Raw genomic sequence first — 22,411 nt, 5'->3', positions numbered from 1 at the left:
AACTGGGTGGCAAGTGCCTCAGGCGGGCTCCGGACCGGCGGCAGGCGCAATCTGCTGCGCCAGCCGGTGGATGGAAAGTGGTGCACAGCCTTCCGCATCGTTGCTGATGGTGACAAAGGCGGGTTGGCCGGCGCCGGTAATGCCACGCACAGTCCGCGCCAGAATTGTGCGGGTGTGGGTGTCAGCCGAAACCAGTGCGTTGAAGGGGCGGTGCTTTTCCTGGGCCGCCTGGTAGCCGAACGGCCCGAAGCTGTGGTTCAGGTTCCAGCGGCAGACCAGGGGCGTGGGCCACAACTGGCGCAAGAACACCAGCTGTGGCTCGATGGGCGGCATTTTCCCATGCAGACCGAGGCAGTAGGTGGCGCCGTGGGCCCGCAGCACCTGGGCCAGCTCTGGGCTGAGCAGCAGCGGGTCGCGCACCTCCACGGCCACGATCACCTGTGGGGCGTGCTGCAAGGCGGCGCGGGCGCTGGCCAGCATGGCCGCCAGTTGCCGCCACAGCGTGGCGGTGTCCTGCAGCACGGACCAGGGCAGGGGGCTGATCTGGAACACCAGCACCCCCAGCTTGGGCCCCAGGCCTTCCAGGCAGGGCTGCACGAATTGGGTGCAGGCCAGGCCCGGGTCCAGGAACACCGGGTTGCGCTCCTGGCCGGCACCATGCTCGCCGCGCACCAGGGCGTCGGTCACCACGTTGGGGCACTTGACCACAAAGCGGAAGTCGCCCGGCACCTGGTTGGCCATCTGGGCGTACTGTTCGGTGCTCAGGGGGCGCCAGAAACTGCGGTCCACACAGACGGTGCGCATCAGCGGGTGTTGGCTCAGTGCGCCCAGGCCCTTGCGGGACAGGGTGCTATCGCTGTAGACGCCGTCCCAGACCAGACCATCCCACCCCGGGTAGGACCAGGTGGACACGCCCATGCGCAGCGTCGGGGGCAGCGACTGGGCCAGGTCGTGCAACTCGGCGGGGTGCTGCACCGCACGCACGGCGCTGCCACGCGGCGTGGCCGCAGCCTTGGGGGCGGGCTGGGGAGCGGGCGGATCGTCGGCCGCGAACAAATCGTCTTGCATGGCGTCTGGAGTTTGAATGATTTTGCCCTCCAGGGCAGATGTATCCAGCGCGATCAGCTATCAATTGTGTGGATATGCAAGGGGGCGCCGCGATCTGCGGATGGGCGGCAATCACGTATGGCACACTTGCCCGCTTTCAGGGACACAGCGCCGAGGGGCGCGTAACGCATGCAAAAAATCATTGGGCAAATTGCCGCAGAGATCAAAGTCAGTGCGCAGCAAGTCAGTGCTGCCGTGGAATTGCTGGATGGTGGCGCGACCGTGCCGTTCATCGCCCGCTACCGCAAGGAAGTGACCGGGGGCCTGGACGATGTGCAACTGCGTGAGCTGGAGGCCCGCCTGTCCTACCTGCGCGAGCTGGAAGACCGCCGCGTGGCCGTGCTCAAGGCCATCGACGAGCAGGGCAAGCTGACCGATGCGCTGCGCCTGGCGATTGCCAATGCGCCGACCAAGCAGGAGCTGGAAGATATCTACCTGCCGTTCAAGCAAAAGCGCCGCACCAAGGGCCAGATCGCCAAGGAGTTCGGCATTGAGCCGCTGGCCGACAAGCTGTTTGCCGACCCCACGCTGGACCCACATGAGGAAGCCAAGGCCTTCTGCCAGCCAGCCACCACGCTGGACGATGGCAAGCCGGGCCCCGATTTCAGCACCACCTTTGCCGTGCTGGATGGCGTGCGCGACATCCTGTCCGAGCGCTGGGCCGAAGACCCGGCACTGGTGCAAAAGTTGCGCGAATGGCTGTGGGACGAGGGCCTGTTCAAGTCCAAGAAGGTCGAGGCCAAGAACGAGAACGACCCCGAGGTGGCCAAGTTCCGCGACTATTTCGACTACGACGAACCGATTGGCCGCGTGCCTTCGCACCGCGCGCTGGCCGTGTTCCGCGGCCGCGCGCTGGAAATCCTCGAAGCCAAGCTGGTCCAGCCCTTGGAGCCCGAACCCGGCCAGCCCAGCCTGGCCGAAGGCAAGATTGCCCTGCACCTGGGCTGGAGCCACGCCAAGCGCGCCAGCGATGACCTGATCCGCAAGTGCGTGGCCTGGACCTGGCGCGTCAAACTCAGCCTGTCGACCGAGCGCGACCTGTTCAGTCGCCTGCGTGAAGACGCCGAGAAGGTGGCCATCAAGGTGTTTGGCGACAACCTGCGTGACCTGTTGCTGGCCGCCCCGGCCGGCGCCAAGACCGTGATGGGCCTGGACCCCGGCATCCGCACCGGCGTGAAGGTGGCCGTGGTGGACAGCAACGGCAAGCTGGTGGACACCGCTACCGTCTACCCGCACGAGCCACGCAAAGACTGGGAAGGCTCGCTGCACACCCTGGCCAAACTGGTGGAAAAGCATGGCGTGAACCTGATTGCGATTGGCAACGGCACGGCCAGCCGCGAAACCGACAAGCTGGCGGCCGACCTGATCAAGCTGGCCGCCAAGGCGGACCGCAAGATCGAGAAGGTGGTGGTCAGCGAGGCGGGCGCGTCCGTGTACTCGGCCAGCGAATTCGCTTCGCAGGAGCTGCCCGACGTGGACGTCAGCCTGCGCGGCGCGGTGAGCATTGCACGCCGCCTGCAGGACCCGCTGGCCGAGCTGGTGAAAATCGACCCCAAGAGCATCGGTGTGGGCCAGTACCAGCACGACGTGAACCAGAGCGAGATGGCGCGCCAGCTGGACGCCGTGGTCGAAGACTGCGTGAACTCGGTGGGCGTGGACCTGAACACGGCCTCGGCCCCGCTGCTGACCCGCGTGTCGGGCCTGAGCGCCTCGGTCGCCAAGTCCGTGGTGCGCTGGCGCGATGCCAACGGCTCGTTCAAAAACCGCAAGCAGCTGATGGATGTGGCCGGCCTGGGCGCCAAGACTTTTGAGCAGGCCGCCGGCTTCTTGCGCATCCGCGGTGGCGACAATCCGCTGGACATGACGGGCGTGCACCCCGAAACCTATCCGGTGGTGGAGCAGATCATTGCCGCCACTGGCAAGCCCGTGGACCAGCTGATGGGCCGCAGCGACGTGCTCAAGGGCCTGAAGGCCGAGCAGTTTGTGACTGAGAAGTTCGGGGCCATCACCGTCAAGGACATCCTGGGCGAGCTGGACAAGCCAGGCCGCGACCCGCGCCCCGACTTTGTCGTGGCGCGTTTCAACGACGGCGTGGAAGACATCAAGGACCTCAAGGAGGGCATGATCCTCGAAGGCACGGTCAGCAATGTGGCCCAGTTCGGCGCGTTTGTGGATCTGGGGGTGCACCAGGACGGCCTGGTTCACGTCAGCCAGATGAGCCACAAGTTCGTCGAGGACGCACGCGAGGTGGTCAAGACCGGCCAGATCGTCAAGGTCAAGGTGCTGGAAGTGGACGTGGCGCGCAACCGCATCAGCCTGACCATGAAGCTGGATGCGGCCCCCGCCCGCCGCGACGGCCCGCGCGACAACCGCTTTGAAAGCGCCGGTCGCGGCCAAGGCCGCGGGGGCTATGCCCAGCCGCAGCGTGGGGGCCAGGCCGAGCAGCCCAACGCCATGGCCTCGGCCTTTGCCAAGCTGCAAGCGCTGAAGAAGTAAGGCGCAGACGGTGCACGGCGTCACCCGGGGCAGCTGCGGCTGCCCTTTTTTGTACGCCGGCCCGTGACGGCGTGCGCATGACCGCGCACAATCGCGGCGCAGATAGCGGGCAATCAGCGGGGAAAAGCCTGCCTTATTCGCGCAAGGTCGTCATCCGCGCAGCCCATACTCGGCATGGGGGGCTGCGTGCCCCGGTTGAAGAGGACGGTGCCTGGGCGGCGATGCCCGGGCCCGGTACACGGTTGTCACTGCCTGAAGGTCCATGCAAGCCGCTCCAGAATTGTCACTGCCCTGCCAGCCGCGGATCCTGGCGCTGTTGATGCGCGAGCTGATCAGCGAGGTGCCGCACATGCGCCGTGTGAACCAGCTGTTCGGCTGCGACCCGGTGCTGGCGGCCCAGCTGATGGAGTGCGCCAACTCCAGCGCCTACCGCATGGCGGCGCAGGTGCGCGGCATCCCCCAGGCCCTGACCCTGCTGGGCGAGCGCCAGTTGCGCGCGCTGCTGAAGAAGGCCCAGGCGGGCATGGTGGCGCGGCCGATTGCTGGCATCGACATGGGTCAGTTTGCGCGCGTCAGCCAGGACTGCGCCAAGCTGGCGCGCAGCCTGGCGGGTCGGGTGCGACTGGATGGCAGCGTGGCCTACATCGCCGGCTTGCTGCATGGCATGGGCCAGCTGGTGCTGCACCAGACCCAGCCCGAGCGCGTGGCCATCCTGGCGGCCGAGGCCGGCCTGTGGGACCCGCGCCGCCCGCGCGTGGAGGTGCGCCACTGGGGCTACAGCGCCCACCACACCACGGCCATTCTGCTGCGCGCCTGGGGCCTGCCCGCAGAAATCGTCGCCGCCGTGCAGGCGATGGAGGCGCCGCTGCAGGACGCGCAGTTCGACCCCATGGCCGGGGTGCTGCACCTGGCGGTGTGGCGCAACCGCGTGAAGGTCAGCGGCTGGAGCGAGCGCAGCATGGCCGATGCCTTCCCTGTGGACGTGGCGCTGGCGCTGGGCATCGACGTGGACGTGGTCTTGCAGCAGGAGGCAACGGACTGGAGCCAGTCCATGTATTGATAGCGCACTGCGCGCTTGCACCAAGGGCTGGAGCCCAAAAAGACTGAAAAATCAGGCACGGCCTGGCGGAAAAACCTGACACCGGGGCGGTGCCGGGCGCCGCCATGCTGGGCGGGTTTTCGTTTTTGGTCCACAACGGTGCATGCCCGCCTTGCGCAGGCGGGCCGGCCATTGTGGCATGCCCCATGTCCGACCCGTCGCCCCAGCCATCGCCATCCACCCCGACCGAACCCCAGACTGCCCAGGGCCCGGGTGCTGGGCCCGCCAGTGCGCGCCCTACAGCGTATAGAGCCGCGCAGGGCCATGCCCTGGTGGCCATCGTGCCCGGCTTGCGCTGGATGGTGGGGCTGATGATCGCCGCCATCGTGATCGTGGGCCTGTATTTTGGGCGGGAGATCCTGATTCCCCTGGCCCTCGCCGTGCTGCTGGGCTTCCTGCTGGACCCGGCCGTCACGCGGCTGCACCGCTGGGGGCTGCCGCGCCTGGTGGCCGCGCTGCTGGTGGTGGCCTTGGCGCTGGGGGCGCTGGCGGGCCTGGGCCTGTACCTGGGGAAGCAGGTGCAGGCGCTGAGTGCGGACCTGCCCACCTACCAGACCACCATCAAGCAAAAGCTTCGCAACCTGCGCGTGCTGACCGCCGGCCCCAGCGCCTGGGACGGCGCGGTCAAGACCTATGGCACGGTGGAGCGCGAGATCGCAGCGGCCACGGCCGAGCCCGGCCAGCGGTCATCGCGGGTCCAGCAGGTCGAGGTGGTGCGCGATGAGGACAAGCCCGTGCTGCGCGTGGCGCAGTGGCTGGGCAAGGTCAGCGAGCCGCTGACGCAGGCCGGCATCGTGCTGCTGTTCGTGATCCTGATCCTGCTGGACCGCGACGACCTGCGCGACCGGCTGCTGCGCCTGATGGGGGGCAATCCGCACGTGGCGACCGATGCCATGGACGAGGCCGCCCACCGCATCGGCCGCTACCTGCGCATGCAGTGCATCGTGAATGTGGCCTATGGCGTGCCCATGGCGGCGGGCCTGTGGCTGATTGGCGTGCCCGGGGCCATCCTGTGGGGGGTGCTGGCCATGGTGATGCGCTTTGTGCCCTACGTGGGGCCGCTGGTGGCTGCGGTGTTCCCGCTGGCCCTGGCGTTTGCCGTGGCACCGGGCTGGGACATGCTGATGTGGACCCTGGCGCTGGTGTTGGTGTTGGAGCTGGTCAGCAACCACATTGTCGAGCCCTGGCTGTACGGCAGCAGCACGGGGCTGTCGACCCTGGCCATCATCATCGCCGCCACGTTCTGGACTGCGCTGTGGGGGCCGATTGGCCTGATCCTGTCGACGCCGCTGACGGCCTGCTGCCTGGTGCTGGGCCGCTATCTGCCGGGCTTGCAGTTCCTGGAGGTGCTGCTGGGCAGCCAGCCGGTGATGGACGCCCCGCACCGCCTGTACCAGCGCCTGCTGGCCGAGGACGTGTCCGATGCAATTGCCCTGGCGCGCAGCGACATCGCCCAGCGCTTGCCCGCCAGGCCGACAGTGACGGACAAGGCCGCGGCGGTGGAGGGCTTTTACGGCCAGGTGGCGCTGCCGGCCTTGAAGCTGGCGTGCAAGCACCATGCCGAGGCGGCCACGGTCGAGCACCGCATGCGCCTTTCCAACGGCATGGAAGACCTGCTGGAAGAGCTGACCGAGGATTACCCGGGCGCGCCAGGGCTGGCAGACGCGGCGGCGTGCGGGCGCGTGCACTGTGTGGGGGCCCGCTGGGCGGTGGATGCCTGGGCCGCCCGCATGCTGGCGCACAGCCTGCAGTTGCAGGGCCTGCCCGCCACCAGTGCCAGCCATGCCCTGGCGCCGGACCGGGGGCTGGACGGCATCGGCGATTGGCAGCATGTGCAGTGGCTGGTGCTGTCCACCCTGCATGGGCAGCCGCACATCCTGCTGCGCCAGTGGCTGCGCCGCATCCGTCGGCGGTATCCGCAGCTGCAGGTGGTGCTGGCGTTGTGGAACCTGCCCCCCGAAGGCCTGCAGGGCGAGGACTTGCAGCGCCTGGGCGTGCAGGCCCTGGTCACCAGCATGCACGAGGCGGTGCTGCGCATCCAGCAGGCGGCGTCGCCGGTGCCGACCACGGCCCAGGGCTGTGTGCCGGCGCGCAGGCCGCAGCACGAGGCGCAGCGCCTGCAGCACCTGCAGCGCAGCGGCGCCCTGGATGCTGGTTGCACCGAGGTCTACAGGAACGCTGCCCTGAAAGCGGCCCATGCCTTCGATGTGAAGTACGCCCAGGTCTCGCTGGTCGATGCCGACTGGGTGCACACCCCGGGCGGGCTGCTGGTGCATGGCGAGGTGCCGCCGGCTTCGCCGGGGCTGCCGCGCGATGCCTCCATCTGTGCCTATGTGGTGCAGGAGGGGCAGGGCGTGGTGGTGGACAGCCTGGCGCGCGACCCGCGGTTTGCCGACAACCCGTGGCTGCGGCGGGCGGGCATCCAGTTTTATGCCGGCGTGCCACTGGTGGATGCGGCGGGCATGGTGCTGGGCAGCCTGTGCATCCTGCACGATGCCCCGCGCAGCATCGATGCCGCCGGCCTGGCGGTGCTGCAGGCGATGGCCCGGGAGGTGATGCAACAGCTGCAGGTGCGCGCCCAGGGCGCCACAGGGGCACCGCCCGCAGCCTGAGGCCGGCCTTACCAGGCGGCGTGCAGCATGTCGGCGTAGTCCTGGGCGCTGGCCAGCCGCGGGTTGGTGGCGTGGCAGTGGTCTTTCAGGGCACCGGCAATCACGGCATCCAGCCAGTCCTGTTCCACCCCCAGGGCGCCCAGGCCACTGGGCAGTCCCAGGCGGGCATTCATGTCGCGCAGGGCCTCGGGGATGTCGCTGGCGCTGGCCAGGCCCATGGCGTGGGCCATCTTCTCCAGCCGGTGGTCCTTGACCACCGACGCGGCCTCGGCGTTGAAGCGCACCACCGCCGGCAGGAACATGGCGTTGAGGGTGCCGTGGTGCAGGCGGGGGGCGATGCCGCCCAGGCTGTGACTCAGGCTGTGCACGCAGCCCAGGCCTTTCTGGAAGGCCATGGCCCCCTGCATGCTGGCGCTCATCAGCTGGCGGCGCGCCTCGGCATCCTGGCCGTTGCGCGTGGCGCGCTCGATGTGCGCCCAGCCGCGTTCCAGGCCATCCAGGGCGATGCCATCGGCCGGCGGGTTGAAGGCCGCCGCCATGTAAGTTTCCATGCAATGGGCGATGGCGTCCATGCCGGTGGCGGCCGTCAGCAGGGGCGGCAGGCCATAGGTCAGCTCGGGGTCGCAGATGGCGGCCTTGGGCACCAGGTGCCAGCTGTGAAAGCCCAGCTTGCGGTGGTCGTCGACGATGATGATGGCACCGCGCGCCACCTCGCTGCCCGTGCCGCTGGTGGTGGGCACGGCGATGATGGGGGCGACGGCGGCCGTGATCTTGGCAGAGCCGCCTTCGATGGTGGCGTAGGTGGTCAGTGGCCCCTCGTGGGTTGCGGCAATCGCCACGCCCTTGGCGCAGTCGATGGCGCTGCCCCCGCCGACGGCGATCAGCCCGTCGCAGCGGTGCTGGCGGTACAGGTCGGCGGCGGCGTGCACGGCGGCCTCGGTGGGGTTGCTGGGGGTGGCATCAAAGACCGTCACAGGCAGCGCGCCCAGTGCGTCCAGCGCGTGCTGCAGCACGCCGGCCGCTTTGACGCCCGCGTCCGTCACGATCAGCGGCCGGGTGATGCCCACGCGCTGGCATTCCTGCGGCAGCAGGCGCACGGCGCCGAAGTCGAACTGGATCTGGGTCACGTAATTGATGAAGGCCATGCGAATTTCCCTGTGAAGCCATGTGCACACGCTGGACAGGCAATCTAGTCAGCCTGCGCCCATCGCGCCACCTTGGGAACCCTGAGCCGGGCTGGGCAACGGTCACCCCGGGGACAAAGTCCGCCAGTTTGGCTGCGCACGGCCCGGGATTGCTGCATGATGTGCGGCTTTGTGACTGTTGTCTGCGTGTTGTGAGTCCCGACCACGAACTGCCCCATCCCCTGACGCCGGCCATGCGCGATGTCTTGCGCCGCATGGTACGTGCCAACCGCCCCCATCTGCATACGCTGAGCCCCGAGCAGGCGCGCGCCGCCTACGAGGCGGGCGCCGGCGTGCTGGAGATCACCAAGCCCGCGCTGGCCCGCGTGCAAGACCTGCGCATTCCCGCGCGCGATGGCAGCGCGCTGCCGGCCCGGCTGTATGCGCCCACGCAGGGCCAGGCCCTGCCGGTGCTGCTGTACCTGCACGGCGGCGGCTTCACCATCGGCAGCGTGCAGACGCACGACATCCTGTGCCGCCAGTTGGCCCGCTTGTCGGGCTGCGCCGTGGTGTCGCTGGACTACCGCCTGGCGCCGGAGCACCGCTTCCCCACCGCCATCCACGACGCCTGGGACGCCCTGCAGTGGCTGGCCCTGCACGGCGCGGGCCTGGGGCTGGACACCGGCTGCATGGCCGTGGGCGGCGACAGCGCCGGCGGCACCCTGGCTGCGGCCTGCGCACTGCTGGCGCGCGACGCCGGCCTGGTGCTGCAGCTGCAGCTGTTGATCTACCCCGGTACCTGCGCCCACCAGGACACGGATTCGCACCTGCGTTATGCCCACGGCCTGGTGCTGGAGCGCGATGGCATCCAGTGGTTCTTCAACCACTACGTGCGCAGCGCGGCCGACCGCGAGGACTGGCGTTTTGCGCCCCTGCTGGCCCCTGACGTCGAGGGCGTGGCGCCGGCCTTCTTCTGCCTGGCCGAGCTGGACCCGCTGGTCGATGAGGGCGTGCAGTACGCCGACATGCTGCGCATGGCCGGCGTGCCGGTCGAGCTGGAAATTTACAAGGGCGTGACCCACGAGTTCATCAAGATGGGCCGCGCCATTCCCGAGGCGCGCCAGGCGCATGCCGCCATGGCGGCGGCCTTGCGCGCGGCGCTGGGCACCACGCCCGCCGACTGATGCCCGCGACATGAAAGAGCCAACGATGCGTCTCCAAGATTTCCGTTGCCGCCACCGCCTGACGGTGCGCTGGTCCGAAGTGGATGCCCAGAAGATCGTCTTCAACGCCCACTACCTGATGTACGCCGACGTGGCGGTCACCGACTACTGGCGCCAGATGGCGATGCCGTATGCGCAAAGCTGGGCCACGCTGGGTGGCGAGTTGTTCGTCAAGAAGGCCACGGTGACCTACCACGCTTCGGCCCAGATGGGCGATGTGCTGGACGTGGGCATTCGCTGCGTGCGCCAGGGCAACACCTCTCTGCAGTTCGAGGCGGGCATCTTCCGCGGCCAGCAATTGCTCAACACGGTGGAGCTGGTCTATGTGTTTGCCGACGCACAGCAGCAACCCCAGCCCGTGCCCCAGGCGTTGCGCGACATGCTGAGCGCCTTCGAGGCCGGCGAGGACATGGTGCAGCTGCGCTCCGGCAACTGGAACGACCTGGGCCGCCTGGCCGAGCGCCTGCGCATGGACGTCTTCGTCAAGGAGCAGGGCGTGCCGCCCGAGATCGAGATGGACGAGTTCGATCCGGTCTGCCGCCACGTCGTGGCCCTCAACCGCCTGGGCCATGCCGTGGGCACGGGGCGGCTGGTCAGCGATGCGCCCGGTGTGGGCCGCATCGGCCGCATGGCCGTGGCGCGCGAGCTGCGTGGTTCCAGCGTGGGGCGCCGGGTGCTGGACGCGCTGGTGGAGGCCGCACAGCAACGCGGGGACCGCGAGGCCGTGCTGCACGCCCAGGTCCACGCCCGCAGCTTCTACACCCGCGCCGGCTTTGTGCCCGAGGGCGAGGTCTACCAGGAGGCGGGCATCGACCACATCACCATGCGCAAAACCTTGTAAATGCCGCAGGTGTTCATCAAAAAATGAGCGGTCTGCGCTCAAAGACAAAGGGCTTCAGGTGTTTTTGACCTGAAGCCCTTTGTTCTATGCGCGGTGTGCGCTTCAGATTTTGAAGGCCTGCACACTGCGGCGCATCTGCACCGTCTGCTCCTGCAGGCTGCTGGCGGCAGCGTGCGACTCTTCGGCCAGGGCCGAGTTCTGCGACATGCTGTGCTCGAGCTGGTGGATGGCCTGGGTGATGTCGGCCATGGCACTGGCCTGCTCCTGCGTGGAGTCCATGATCTCGCGCATGCTGCCTGTCACATTGCCCGAGGCCTGCTGCAGCTGCTGCATGGCGGCCAGCGCGTCCTGGCTCTGGCTGGAGCCTAGGGCGATCGCTTGCCCGGAGGACTGGATCAGCCCGCGGATCTGCTGGGCCGCATCGGCACTGCGCAGGGCCAGGCGGCGCACTTCCTCGGCCACCACGGCAAAACCACGGCCTTGCTCGCCCGCGCGGGCCGCTTCCACGGCCGCGTTCAAGGCCAGCAGATTGGTCTGGAACGCCAGGCCATCGACCACGGCCACGATCTCGGCAATCTCCTGCGACTGCTGGCGGATGGTGGCCATGCTCTGGGCCAGGGCGGCCACCACGGCCTGCCCCTGGTGCGCGGCTTCGGTGGCGTTGCGCGTCATGGCGTCGGTGTCGGCGGCCAGCGCCCGGGCATGTTCGCCGGCCGCCAGCACGCGCGAGGCGGCACTGGCGGTTTCCTCCAGCGCGTTGCAGGCCATCTCGGTGCGTGCCGACAGGTCGTTGCTGCCGGTCTGGATCTCGTGGCTGGCGGTCTGCATCTGGCGCACGCTGTGTGTCACGGTGCGCACCGTGTCATGCAGGGAACCTCTCAAAACCTCCCCTCATACCCTGAACCCAAGGACGACTCGGATACAGTCAGGGCATGATCACCCCACGCAGTGCCCTGAAGTTCGACCTGTTTGCCGATAGCAGCCGTAAAGGCAAACTCGATGAGGTTGGGGATCCGTTGCAAGTCATAGCCCGTCACATTGACTTTGGCCAACTGGCTGCGCTGGCGGATGATTTGTTGGAGCGCAGCGATGGGCGCAAAGGCGGGCGTCCCGCCTATCCTACCGAGGTGATGGTGCGCATCTTGTTGCTCAAGCGCCTGTACAACTTATCGGATGAGCAGATGGAATTCCAACTGCTGGACCGCATGAGCTACCAGCGCTTTTGCTTGTTGCAAGACTCGATGAATGTGCCTGATAGAAACACCATTTGGAGATTTGGAGAGCGCATTGGCGAGGATGGAGCTATTGCGCTGCTGCATGGTGTGGATGTCCAGTTACATCGGCATGGTTTCATTGCCAGAGGGGGACAAGCGATTGATGCCACTTTGGTGCCAGCGCCCGTGCAGCATATAGGCAAGGATGATCGCTGTCAGATTGCGCAGGGCCAGCAACCCGAATGGAGTGATGCCAAGCGCAGGCAAAAGGACCTGGATGCCACGCACACCAAAAAGCATGGCAAAGGTTACTTTGGCTACAAGCTCAGCGTCAGCGTCGATCACAAGCACGGCTTCATCCGTGGCGTTGCGACAGGCACAGCCAGCGAACATGACGGCCACCACTTTGACGAAGTTCTTGACCAAAGCAACACAGGCCGGCAAGTCGACACTGACAAAGGCTATGCGAGCAAGCGCAGGCAAGAGATGCTTAAGGCACTGGGCTTTAAGGATGGCATCCAGCGTAAAGCACACAAGAACAAGCCTTTGAGTGCTTGCCAGCAGCGACGCAACAAAGCGATTGCCAAACGCAGAGCCAAGGTGGAGCACGTGTTCGCAGGCATCCGGCACATGGGCGGAAAGTTCTTGCGCTGCATTGGCCGGGTCAGAGCCCGTGCAACCATGGTGCTCATGGCCGCTTGCTACAACCTCAAACGCTTGGCATCGTTCTTGGATAGTGGGATGGACCCCTTCTTTAAATCCAAGCCTTCAAAGACCGAGGTGCGTTTGCAAGCAGCAAATCGATAAGCAATACAGGCCCAAAAGGGCCTGTATTGCTTCTGATCACGCGTTTTTTTACTCATTGGAGCACTGAGCCCTCTCCACACCACAAAAAACGGGGGTTATGAGAGGTTCCCTGCAGGTTCAGCATCAGCGCCTGCAGCTCGCGCGCCAGGGGCGTCTGCACCGATTCGCCGGAAATATCCAGATTGAATTGGCCGCCATCGTCCAGGGCATTGACCAGACCCTGCAATTCAATCCCCTGGCGGTAAGACGCCACCATTTTCTGGAGAATGAATATCTCCACGGCCGTTTGTGCCACCACAAACGTGGCATGCAAGACGATTTTCTGAAAATCTGCTTCGGTGGTGCAGTAAATGCCGTAACCCCAGGCCTGCAAACGGTCGAACAATATATGGTGCACGGCAAAAAATGCCGCACAGGCCAATACCACGCGCCATTCGCGGTACACCATGACCAGGGCCAATGTGACAAATACCCCGAAGTGAAACTCGATCGTGCCCAGCGAAACCTGGATGTGCAGTGCGACCGTGGCGCACAGCAGCAGCGGCAGGGCGTAGCGCGTGATGACCGTCCCGCGCAGGCTGAAGCACAGCGCGGCGGCCAGGACGCTGAGCACCGGGCTGAAAATCAGCACCCCATCCAGGCTGGAGTAATGCCAGGCAATCGGCACAGCCAGAATGCTGCAGCCCATAATCAGCAGCAGCATCAAGACATCGGCCTGCCGGCCGATTTCTTGCAGGGCCTGCTGGATATTGGTGTGGGACATCGAACGGCCTGCATGGGGGCGTGCCGATGCGGATGGAATTGCCAATGAATGCATAAAAAAACCCAATCAGGGATTGGGTCGCTGGATAAAAATGAAGCGGCCGCCTTTTGAATAAATATGATTGGAAAAGGCGGGGAAAGTCCGCAAATCATATCGGGGCGCCGTGGTGCCAGCGGGTGCCCCAGGGGCAAAGGGGACTGCCGTGCGGGGTCGGCCCGCCGGACGTGGCACGACCGGGGTTTAGCGGGTAGGGGGACGCTCAGGCGGCGCTGGGGGCCACCCCGAGCAGGCTTTGCAGATGGCTGCTGGAGGTGGTGTATTGCAGCAACACGGGCTTGTCGGTCAGGTATTCCGCGATCGAAAAAGCCGCCAGCGTGGCTTCGTGAAAGCCACAGACAATCAGCTTGCGCTTGCCCGGGTAGTGGTTGATGTCACCCACGGCGTAGACGCCCGGGGCTTCGGTGACGAAGGTGCCCGTGTCCACGGGCAACTGCTTCTTGACCAGCTCCAGCCCCCAGTCGGCCACGGGTCCGAGCTTGGGCGAGATGCCCTGGAACACCAGCCACTGCTGCACCGGCAGGCTGTGCGGGCTGCCATCGGGCAGGCTGACGTCGAGGGCCTGCAGCGCCGTGCCATCGGCCTGCAGGGCCAGGGGTTGGGCGGCCAGCACGCGGATGCGGCCGGCGGCCTGGTGGGTCTGCAGCTGGGCCAGCAAGGCTTCGGGAGCGGTGAAGACCTCGCGGCGGTGCATCAGGGTGACGCTGGTCGGCGCCTGGGCCAGGGCGTCGATGGCGGCCTGCACGGCCAGTTCATCGCCGCCATGCACCAGCACCTGCTGCCCGCGCAGGGGCAGCCGGGCCAGATCGGCCGGGTGGTAGTGCACGCTGTGGCCGACCAGGGCGTCGATGCCGTCGACCTTCACGGCCTTGGGCACGAACGAGCCCACGCCCGCGGCAATCACCACGGCCTTGGCGCGCAGCGTGGTGCCGGTGGCAGTGCCCAGCAGCCATTGGCCGTCGTCCTCCTGCACCAGGGTCTGGACCTGTTGGCCCAGGTGCAGCGTGGGTGCAAACGGTGCCATCTGCTGGCGCAGGCGCTGCACCAGCTCGGCCCCTGTGCACACGGGAATGCCCGGGATGTCGTAGATGGGCTTGTCCGGGTACAGCTCGGCGCACTGGCCGCCCAGGTGGGGCAGGGCGTCGATCAGGTGGCTGCGCAGCCCCTGCAAGCCCAGCTGGAACACCTGGAACATGCCCACCGGGCCTGCGCCGATCACGGCGACATCGGTGGACAGCGGGGCGGAGCAGGCAGGGGCAGAGGTCATACAGGTGGGTGCAAAGCGATCAGGCAGCTACAAAGCAAACAGCCCCAGGGGGCTGGGGCTGATGGGTGGGGCGATCGGGGCCAGCGTGGACGGAGGCGATCAACGCTCCAGCAGGTCCAGCTTACCTTGCTTGCCGTTCCAGTCGTCGGCGTCGGGCAGCGAGGCCTTGCGCTTGGTGATGCTTTTCCAGCCCTTGGCCATGGCCAGCTCGGCGTTGAGCTTGATGAAGTGCAGCTGGTCGGCTGGCGTATCTTCTTCCGCAAAGATGGCGTTGGCCGGGCATTCGGGAATGCAGACCGCGCAGTCGATGCACTCATCGGGGTCAATCACGAGGAAGTTTGGTCCTTCGCGGAAGCAGTCCACGGGGCAAACATCCACGCAGTCGGTGTATTTGCACTTGATGCAGTTTTCGGTGACGACGTGTGTCATGAGAGATTCTTCTTATGCAGTATGCAAGGGGATCGGTATTAACCCACGATTCTAGGTTTTTTCCTGAACCCTGCCAGCAGTGGGCATGGATTCAGGGGTATCAACCTGCGGTTTCCGTGTGGCGGATCAAATCCGGGGGCGCGTTCAGCGCACCAGGACGGCTGCCGCCGTGGCGTTGCTGGCGGTGTCTACCAGGATCAGCGAGCCCAGGGCGCGGCTGCGGTGGAAGGCTGCGGTGGGAATCGCTTCCTGCAGTGCAAACTCCACCACGCCGATGGCGTTGGGCTCCAACTGGGCGGCGTCTTCCTCGGCCAGGGTGTTGACGTTCAGACGATGCACCACGCGCTGGGCCTTGGCCTTGACCCAGCGGTGGCCGTGCAGCGCCCAGTAGACGCGGCCGGGCACCAGGGGCTCGTTGTCCATCCAGGCCACAGTGGCGCTCAGGCTGCGGCTGCTGGGCCAGGCGGGCTGGGCGGTGGGGGTGTCGAAATCATCCTCGGCCACGGCGGCCTGCACGGGGGCAGCCACGATCCAGTCGCCGCGCGAGACATCCACCTCGCGGTCCAGCGTGATGCCGGCAGACAGGCCCGCCGTCACGCCCTGGGGGGCGCGGGCATGGTCGATCACCTGGGCGATGGTGGCCAGCTGGCCGCTGGGCAGGATCTGCACCTGCGCGCCCACCTGGGCGCTGCCGGCGGCCACACGGCCCCAGAACACGCGGCGGCCCTGGGTGGTGACGGCGCTGTCGTGGAACTTCTCCACCCACTGCACGGGGAAGGCCAGGGGCAGATCGCTGTCAGCCGGGGTGTTGGGCAGTTGCTCCAGCAGTTGCAGCAGGCTGGGGCCGTCATAGCCGGCCCAGCCACGGTGGGCGTTGACCACGTTGTAGCCCTTGAGGGCCGACACGGGCACGGTGGCCGCCACGGCAATGCCGGCGTCCTGGGCGAAGCGCTCCAGGGCGCCGCGGATGTGGGTGAAGGCCAGTGCCGGGTCGGCCACGGCGTCCAGCTTGTTGACGGCAAACACCAGCGAGTGCACGCGCAGCAGGTGGGCCAGCAGGCTGTGGCGGCGCGTCTGCGGCAGCAGTTGCAGGCCGGGGTTCTGCCAGTCCAGCTTGGTGGCGTCCACCAGCACCACGGCGGCGTCGGCGCTGCTGACGGCCGTGACCATGTTGCGCGTGTACTGCTCATGGCCTGGCGCGTCGCCAATGATGAATTTGCGCGCGTCGGTGTTGAAGTAGCGGTAGGCCACGTCAATGGTGATGCCTTGCTCGCGCTCGGCCGACAGGCCATCGGTCAGCAGAGCCAAGTCGGTCTCGCCCGACTTGGTCACGCCGGCCAGCTGGTCCTGCAGCACGGCGCGGGTGTTCACCAGCAGGCGGCCGATCAGGGTCGACTTGCCATCGTCCACCGAGCCGCAGGTGATGAAGCGCAGGGCGGAGACGTGGTCGGAATCAGAGTCAAATTGGCCGTTAGCGCTTGCTGTGCCTGCGCTAGTAGCTATGGAATTAATGATTTCAGTCATCGAAAGCTTTCAGTGAGTGAGTCAGGGCATGACCTCAACTCAGGCACGGCCCAACCCAGAACCACCGCGCAAGGGCCGCCCCGCCGCGCTGGTGGTGTTCCCCTTCCCAAAGGCGAAGCCTGCAAGAGAAGGGGGAAGGCGCGTGAGCGCCTCAGGGGGATGCATTAAAAGTAACCGTCTTTCTTGCGCTTTTCCATGGAGGCCTCGCTGGTCTTGTCGTCCATGCGCGTGGCGCCGCGTTCGCTGACCTCGGCCGCCAGGGTCTCGATCACGATCTCGGCCGCCGTGGCCGCCGTGCTTTCCACGGGGCAGGTGCAGGTGATGTCGCCCAAGGTGCGAAAACGCACATCGCGCACCACGACGGTTTCGCCGTCTTTGGGCGGGGTCAGCTCCGTCACGGGCACCAGCAGGCCCTTGCGCTCGACGATGTGGCGTGGGTGGCTGTAGTACAGGCTGGGCAGGGCGATCTGCTCACGCTCGATGTACTGCCACACGTCCAGCTCGGTCCAATTGCTGATGGGGAACACGCGGAAGTGCTCGCCAGGGGCAATGCGGGTGTTGAACAGCGTCCACAGCTCGGGGCGCTGGGCCTTGGGCTGCCATTGGCCAAAGCTGTCGCGGTGGCTGAAGATGCGTTCCTTGGCGCGGGCCTTTTCCTCGTCGCGGCGGGCGCCGCCAATCAGCGCATCAAAGCGGAACTCTTCAATCGCTTCCAGCAGCGTGACCGACTGGTGCGCATTGCGGGGCTCTTCCGGGTGGGCCAGGCGCACCGTGCCGCGCGCCATGGAGTCTTCCACGCTGCGCACGATGAGTTCGGCACCCAGCTCCTGCGCCCGGAAGTCGCGGAAATCGGTCACTTCGGGGAAGTTGTGGCCGGTGTCGATCATCAGCAGCGGGTAGGGGATGCGGCCTGCGCCAAAGGCCTTTTCGGCGCAGCGCAGCATGACCAGCGAGTCCTTGCCGCCCGAGAACAGCAGGGCGGGACGTTCAAAGGCGGCGGCCACTTCGCGCAGGATGAAGATGGTTTCCTCTTCCAGCGCATCCAGGTGGCGGTTGCTGAGCTGGCTCAGCACGGGGGTGTCCACACGGGCGTTCATACAGATACTTTCAAACGAAATCGGGCTCTAGCGCTTATCCAGTAAGGGCTGGCAGCTATGGTTCTTAGTGGGATATGTGCAGACCGCATTCGCGGTTGTCTTCACCCTTGGTGGGGTCCACGTAGTCGAAGTTGTTGGGCAGGCCGTGCTGCTCGCAGTATTCGTACAGGTCCTTGGACGACCAGTGCAGCAGGGGCGCCACCTTGATCAGGCCATCGGGGTTGATGCTGACCGGGTCCATGGCGGCGCGCACGGCGGTGTCGGTGGCGCGCAGGGCGGTGAACCAGACCTTAGGCGCAGTCTCGCGCAGGGCGCGGGCAAAGGGCTCCAGCTTCACCTCGGCGGTGAAGGCCGCGTGGCGCGGGTCATCCAGCGCGGGCGTGGGGCCTTCCACGGCCTCGCGGTGGGCGCGCGAGCGCAGCGGCAGGTAGATCTTGAGGTTGAGCCCAAGCTGCTTGGTCACCGCATCGGCAAACCGATAGGTGGCTTCGGTGTTGTAGCCGTTGTCCATCCAGACCACGGACACGTCGGGGCGGGCGCGCGTCACCATGTGCAGGATCACCGCCTCGAAGGGGCGGAAGTTGGTGGTGACGATGGTGGGCAGGTCCAGGCCGACGGCCCAGTTCACCAGGGCCTGGGCGTCGCGGCCCAGTTCGGCATTCACCTGGGCCAGATCGAGGGTGGGGGCAAGTGCGCTCATGCGGTGGCCTGGCGTGCGTTGAAGTGGGGCAGGGGGTTCACGGCGTCGGCCTGGTAGTAGCCGCCGAAGCGCTCGAACTGGCGCTGGGCATCGGCCGCGTCCACGCCTTCGCGCAGCACGGCGCTGCTGAAGCCGGTGCGCTGCATCTGCACCAGCTGGTCGATCAGCACATCGCCCGTGGCACGGATGTCGCCGGCAAACTTCAGGCGGCGGCGCAGCAGGTAGGCCTGGCTGAAGGCACGGCCGTCGGTGAAGGCGGGAAAGTGCAGGTCGATCTGCGTGATGCCGTCCAGGTTCACGTCCAGCACGTTGGTGTCGTTGGCCAACACCAGCACGGTGGCCGTGCTGGCGGTCGGGGCCTGGTAGTCGTTGTGGGCCAGAATTTGCATGGTGGTTTCCTTGGGGTTCTGGGGGCTCAGACGGCTTCGGTTTCCACCTCGGCAGGCGCGGGGTGGCGCGCGGCCTTGCCGGCTTCCTTGAACGGGTCCAGGCCGATGCGGCGCACGGCGTCGATGAAACGCTCGCCGGGCTGGCGCAGGTCGCGGTAGGTGGTCAGCACGGCTTCCAGCACGTCGGGCACTTCGGCGGCCGAGAACGAGGGGCCGATCACCTTGCCGGCACCGGCTTCACCGGACAGCGTGGAGCCGTCCGAGCCACCCAGCGTGACCTGGTACCACTCCTTGCCGTCCTTGTCGACGCCCAGGATGCCGATGTGGCCGCTGTGGTGGTGGCCGCAGCTGTTGATGCAGCCGCTGATGTGCAGGTCGATGTCACCGATATCGTCCAGCTCGTCCAGGTCCTGGTAGCGCTGGGTGATGGCTTCGGCAATCGGCAGGCTGCGAGCATTGGCCAGGGCGCAGAAGTCGCCGCCGGGGCAGGCGATCATGTCGGTCAGCAGGGCCACGTTGGTGCTGGCCAGGCCCAGGGCCTTGGCCTGCTGCCACAGGGCGTGCAGCTCGCTGGCATGCACCCAGGGCAGCAGCACGTTCTGGTCGTGGGTGACGCGGGCTTCCCCGGCGGAGAACACATCCATCAGGTCGGCCAGGGCGTCCAGCTGGTCGCCGTTGGCATCGCCCGGGGCCTGGCCGGGGCGCTTGAAGGACAGGGTCACGGCGCGCAGGGCCGGGTTGCGGTGGGGGTGCACATTGCGCTGCACCCAGCGCGCGAACGCGGGCGAGGCGGCGATCTGCGCCTGCAATTCGGCATTGGCCTGCTCGGCGCCGATGGCGGGGTGGGACGACAGGTCGGGCTCGACGAACATGGCCGCCACGCGGTCGAATTCGGCCTGGGGCACGGTGTGGGGGCCGCCATCGACTTCGACGATCTGGCGGTATTCCTCTTCCACGGCGTCGATGTAGGCCTGGCCTTCGGCCTTGACCAGGATCTTGATGCGGGCCTTGTACTTGTTGTCGCGGCGGCCCAGCTCGTTGTAGACGCGCACGATGGCCTCGATGTAATTCATGATCTGGTTCCAGGGCAGGAACTCACGAATCTGCGTGGCGATCACCGGGGTGCGGCCCATGCCGCCGCCCACGAAGACCTTGAAGCCGACCTCGCCCGCGGCGTTCCTCACCAGGTGCAGGCCCACATCGTGCCAACCGGTGGCCGCACGGTCTTCGGCCGCGCCGGTGATGGCGATCTTGAACTTGCGCGGCAGGAAGGCGAACTCGGGGTGCAGCGTGGTCCACTGGCGCAGGATTTCGGCGTAGGGGCGGGGGTCCACAGCCTCGTCCACGGCAATCCCGGCCAGGGCGTCGGTGGTGGTGTTGCGGATGCAGTTGCCGCTGGTCTGGATGCCGTGCAGGTTCACCGTGGCCAGCAGGTCCATCACGTCGGCGGCCTTGGACAGCGGGATCCAGTTGAACTGCACGTTGGTGCGCGTGGTGAAGTGGGCGCAGTGCGTGGGCAGGAAGGTGGTGCCCAGCTTGCCCTGGCCTTCCATGGCGGCCTGGAAGACGGCGGCTTCGGGCTCGTCGTACTCGCGGGCGACGCGGGCCAGCACGCGGATCTGGGCGGCATTGATTTCGCCGTAGGGCACGGCCACGCGCAGCATGGGGGCGTAACGCTGCACATACCAGCCGTTTTGCAGGCGCAGGGGGCGGAAGTCGTCTTCCGACAGCTTGCCGGTCTGCCAGCGCTGCAGCTGGTCTCGGAATTGGTCAGCGCGTTGCTGGACAAACGCTTGGTCGAATTCGGTGTATTGGTACATGGCGCAGTCGCGATCGTGGAAAGCTGGGTCTTGTCGTAGGAAACCCTCTGGCTGCGCACTGTATGAAATCTCTTTATAAAAACAAACGATTGTTTTGTTGTTGTCTTATATCTCCGTGAAATATGGCCTGAAGTTAAGACTTGCTCGTCCGCAGCGGACGCCATGCGGAGACATCGCAAAAAGCCCGTGTGGTCCAGCCCACGCGCAGCCTCGGAATGTTTGATGGATGCGGTTTTTACCGACAGAATGCCGGGAATTTCTTCACCAACGCACCCTATGCACTGTCACCACTGCACACATCCGCTGTCCGATAACGCCAAATTTTGCAAACAATGCGGCACGCCCACGCAGGCGGCTGCCGGGACGGAGGAGGTGGCCGTGACCAAGCAGGCGTGCAGTGCCTGCGGGGCGCTGTGCTCGCCCGGTGCCAAGTTCTGCCTGCAGTGCGGCGTGGCACGCACCGCAGCCGCAGTGGTGACCCCGACTCCGGCCTCGACCCCGTCTGCGCCGCTGGTCAGCCCGCCTGTTCCGGTGATGCCCGCGGCAGACCCTGTCGCACCAACCCCGCCGGTGAAAGGGCCTGCGGTCACCCCGTCCAAGCCCGCCGTCTTGCAGCCCAAGCTGCTGGCGCTTGTGGTGGTCGGGGTGCTGGCCGTGGCGGCCGGCGGCACCTGGATGCTGTTCAAGCCGGGGGCACAGACGGTCATCAACGCCGAGCGCCTGAACGACCCAACCCCCAGCCTGCCGGAAGACGAAGACAAGGCCCGGGCGGCGAATATTGTGGGCCCCCAGGCCGAGGCGCTGGACCCCGCGCCCGCCACCGAGGCCCTGCCAACCCCGGCAGAACCCGCCGTGGTGGCTGCTCCGCAGCCGCTGGAGCCCGCCGTGGCCCCCACGCCGGCCCCGGTGGCGACCACGCCCAAACCTGCGGCCCCCAAGCCTGTGGCGCCCAAGCCGGCCCCCAAACCCGCCAACACGCTGGACAGCTTGCTGGATTGACGGGCCACGGGCCTGCCCATCCACCCGCACAACCGAGGAAGGACGCCATATGGCCCAGGGCCGTGTGGCCGTCATCTCCCCGACAGATTCCGAGAGACCGAGAGAGAGGTGAACCCATGCGAATGATCAAGACAACCGTGGTGGTGGCTGCACTGCTGACCGTGACAGGCTGTGCCACCATGGACGAAGCCAGCAATTCGCTCAGCTGCATGCTGGCCCGCGCCACCGGCAAGGCCTGCGGGGGCCAGGAAGCTGCCATGGCCAGCACGGGCCAGGGCGGGCGCTTCGAGCAGTTGCAGACCGTGTTCGAGCAGGAAATCCAGACCGCCCGCGAGGCCCAGGCGCGCGCCGTGGCCGCGACACAGCCGCTGGGGCCCAAGCAGCGCGCCGTGGCCGGCGAGGTGGCCGTGATCCACGTCGACATCACCGACAGCCGCAGCCAGCAAAAGCGCAACATGCGCACCCTGGATGCCGTGACCCTGGACATGCCCCTGGGCGGGAAGGGCAAAGACGGCTACACCCAGGCCATGGACGAGATCAAGGACCTGGCCAACACCCTGGCCGACAACCGCGGCAGCGCCAGCATCCTGGTGCAGCAGAACCCGGCCGATGTGAAGGCCAAACGCGTCAACACCGCTTCGGGCAACACCAAGAGCCCGGCTGGGCAGCCCATCACGGTGGAAAAGCAAACCACCACCAACGTGCCTGCCGGGGTGGAGCGCTACACGGTCAAGGCCGGCGCGATCCGCGGCAGCCTGTGAGGTCATGGGGTCCCGCGGACCACTGCGGGCCCAGGGATGGCGGGCACACCGCCACCCATCGCTTGTCAAAAAGAAAGAGGGA

General features: G+C 66.7%; 19 protein-coding genes. 8 read left to right on the top strand and 11 right to left on the bottom strand.

Annotated features, from left to right (window positions below; genetic code table 11):
* Nucleotides 1-18 precede the first annotated feature (18 nt).
* On the bottom strand, nt 19-1,068 hold the full coding sequence (locus tag KAQ61_RS08125) for a DUF72 domain-containing protein (RefSeq protein ID WP_210931289.1): 1,050 nt from the start codon (nt 1,066-1,068) through the stop codon (nt 19-21).
* A gap of 168 nt (nt 1,069-1,236) precedes the next feature.
* Here KAQ61_RS08125 and KAQ61_RS08120 point away from each other — a divergent pair, with 168 nt between their 5' ends.
* From KAQ61_RS08120 to KAQ61_RS08110, 3 genes are all read left to right on the top strand, one after another.
* Nucleotides 1,237-3,603 (top strand): Tex family protein, encoded by a 2,367-nt coding sequence (locus KAQ61_RS08120; RefSeq protein WP_210931287.1) that lies wholly within the window; start codon nt 1,237-1,239, stop codon nt 3,601-3,603.
* Between the two features lie 262 nt (nt 3,604-3,865).
* A complete protein-coding gene (locus KAQ61_RS08115) occupies nt 3,866-4,663 on the top strand; it encodes an HDOD domain-containing protein (RefSeq protein ID WP_210931285.1) in 798 nt (265 codons plus the stop codon).
* Between the two features lie 185 nt (nt 4,664-4,848).
* A complete protein-coding gene (locus KAQ61_RS08110) occupies nt 4,849-7,314 on the top strand; it encodes an AI-2E family transporter (protein ID WP_210931283.1) in 2,466 nt (821 codons plus the stop codon).
* 8 nt (nt 7,315-7,322) lie between these two features.
* On the opposite strand, the gene KAQ61_RS08105 is transcribed toward KAQ61_RS08110, so the two are convergent.
* On the bottom strand, nt 7,323-8,459 hold the full coding sequence (locus KAQ61_RS08105) for an iron-containing alcohol dehydrogenase (RefSeq protein ID WP_210931281.1): 1,137 nt from the start codon (nt 8,457-8,459) through the stop codon (nt 7,323-7,325).
* A gap of 233 nt (nt 8,460-8,692) precedes the next feature.
* Here KAQ61_RS08105 and KAQ61_RS08100 point away from each other — a divergent pair, with 233 nt between their 5' ends.
* Both KAQ61_RS08100 and KAQ61_RS08095 read left to right on the top strand, forming a co-directional pair.
* Nucleotides 8,693-9,622, top strand: coding sequence for an alpha/beta hydrolase (locus KAQ61_RS08100; RefSeq protein WP_210931794.1), 930 nt, complete (start codon nt 8,693-8,695; stop codon nt 9,620-9,622).
* Nucleotides 9,623-9,647: 25 nt separating this feature from the next.
* On the top strand, nt 9,648-10,502 hold the full coding sequence (locus KAQ61_RS08095; RefSeq protein ID WP_210931279.1) for a YbgC/FadM family acyl-CoA thioesterase: 855 nt from the start codon (nt 9,648-9,650) through the stop codon (nt 10,500-10,502).
* Between the two features lie 102 nt (nt 10,503-10,604).
* Here the strand turns inward: KAQ61_RS08095 and KAQ61_RS08090 are convergent, their stop codons facing one another.
* Entirely contained in the window at nt 10,605-11,384 is a 780-nt protein-coding gene (locus KAQ61_RS08090) for a methyl-accepting chemotaxis protein (RefSeq protein WP_210931277.1), read from the bottom strand.
* 53 nt (nt 11,385-11,437) lie between these two features.
* Between KAQ61_RS08090 and KAQ61_RS08085 the strand changes: the two genes are divergently transcribed.
* On the top strand, nt 11,438-12,523 hold the full coding sequence (locus KAQ61_RS08085) for an IS5 family transposase (protein WP_210931792.1): 1,086 nt from the start codon (nt 11,438-11,440) through the stop codon (nt 12,521-12,523).
* 52 nt (nt 12,524-12,575) lie between these two features.
* On the opposite strand, the gene KAQ61_RS08080 is transcribed toward KAQ61_RS08085, so the two are convergent.
* The 8 genes from KAQ61_RS08080 to KAQ61_RS08045 form a co-directional block, all read right to left on the bottom strand.
* Nucleotides 12,576-13,286, bottom strand: coding sequence for a hypothetical protein (locus KAQ61_RS08080; protein ID WP_210931275.1), 711 nt, complete (start codon nt 13,284-13,286; stop codon nt 12,576-12,578).
* Nucleotides 13,287-13,545: 259 nt separating this feature from the next.
* Nucleotides 13,546-14,610 (bottom strand): NAD(P)/FAD-dependent oxidoreductase, encoded by a 1,065-nt coding sequence (locus tag KAQ61_RS08075; RefSeq protein WP_210931273.1) that lies wholly within the window; start codon nt 14,608-14,610, stop codon nt 13,546-13,548.
* Between the two features lie 99 nt (nt 14,611-14,709).
* Nucleotides 14,710-15,039: a ferredoxin FdxA gene (gene fdxA, locus KAQ61_RS08070; protein WP_210931271.1), complete on the bottom strand. Its 330-nt coding sequence runs from the start codon at nt 15,037-15,039 to the stop codon at nt 14,710-14,712.
* Nucleotides 15,040-15,183: 144 nt separating this feature from the next.
* Nucleotides 15,184-16,563 carry a sulfate adenylyltransferase subunit 1 gene (locus KAQ61_RS08065; RefSeq protein WP_210931269.1) on the bottom strand — a complete coding sequence of 460 codons (1,380 nt, stop codon included), beginning with the start codon at nt 16,561-16,563 and terminating at the stop codon, nt 15,184-15,186.
* Between the two features lie 164 nt (nt 16,564-16,727).
* Nucleotides 16,728-17,660 carry a sulfate adenylyltransferase subunit CysD gene (gene cysD / locus KAQ61_RS08060; protein WP_042416599.1) on the bottom strand — a complete coding sequence of 311 codons (933 nt, stop codon included), beginning with the start codon at nt 17,658-17,660 and terminating at the stop codon, nt 16,728-16,730.
* A gap of 64 nt (nt 17,661-17,724) precedes the next feature.
* Nucleotides 17,725-18,360 carry a phosphoadenosine phosphosulfate reductase domain-containing protein gene (locus tag KAQ61_RS08055; RefSeq protein WP_210931267.1) on the bottom strand — a complete coding sequence of 212 codons (636 nt, stop codon included), beginning with the start codon at nt 18,358-18,360 and terminating at the stop codon, nt 17,725-17,727.
* Nucleotides 18,357-18,749, bottom strand: a complete 393-nt coding sequence (locus tag KAQ61_RS08050) for a DUF934 domain-containing protein (RefSeq protein ID WP_183302455.1) — start codon at nt 18,747-18,749, stop codon at nt 18,357-18,359. Before KAQ61_RS08050 ends, KAQ61_RS08055 begins: the two co-directional genes overlap by 4 nt.
* Nucleotides 18,750-18,775: 26 nt before the next feature.
* Nucleotides 18,776-20,569, bottom strand: a complete 1,794-nt coding sequence (locus KAQ61_RS08045) for a nitrite/sulfite reductase (RefSeq protein WP_210931265.1) — start codon at nt 20,567-20,569, stop codon at nt 18,776-18,778.
* A gap of 162 nt (nt 20,570-20,731) precedes the next feature.
* On the opposite strand from KAQ61_RS08045, the gene KAQ61_RS08040 reads away from it, so the two are divergent.
* Both KAQ61_RS08040 and KAQ61_RS08035 read left to right on the top strand, forming a co-directional pair.
* Nucleotides 20,732-21,568 carry a double zinc ribbon domain-containing protein gene (locus KAQ61_RS08040; protein WP_338026775.1) on the top strand — a complete coding sequence of 279 codons (837 nt, stop codon included), beginning with the start codon at nt 20,732-20,734 and terminating at the stop codon, nt 21,566-21,568.
* Between the two features lie 116 nt (nt 21,569-21,684).
* Complete coding sequence (locus tag KAQ61_RS08035) at nt 21,685-22,329, top strand: hypothetical protein (RefSeq protein WP_210931262.1); 645 nt, start codon at nt 21,685-21,687, stop codon at nt 22,327-22,329.
* Nucleotides 22,330-22,411 lie beyond the last annotated feature (82 nt).

The sequence above is a fragment of the Comamonas aquatica genome, assembly GCF_018064205.1.
Taxonomy (GTDB): domain Bacteria; phylum Pseudomonadota; class Gammaproteobacteria; order Burkholderiales; family Burkholderiaceae_C; genus Comamonas; species Comamonas aquatica.
Note: the sequence above shows the minus strand (reverse complement) of the source record. Positions and strands in the feature narration are given on the sequence as shown.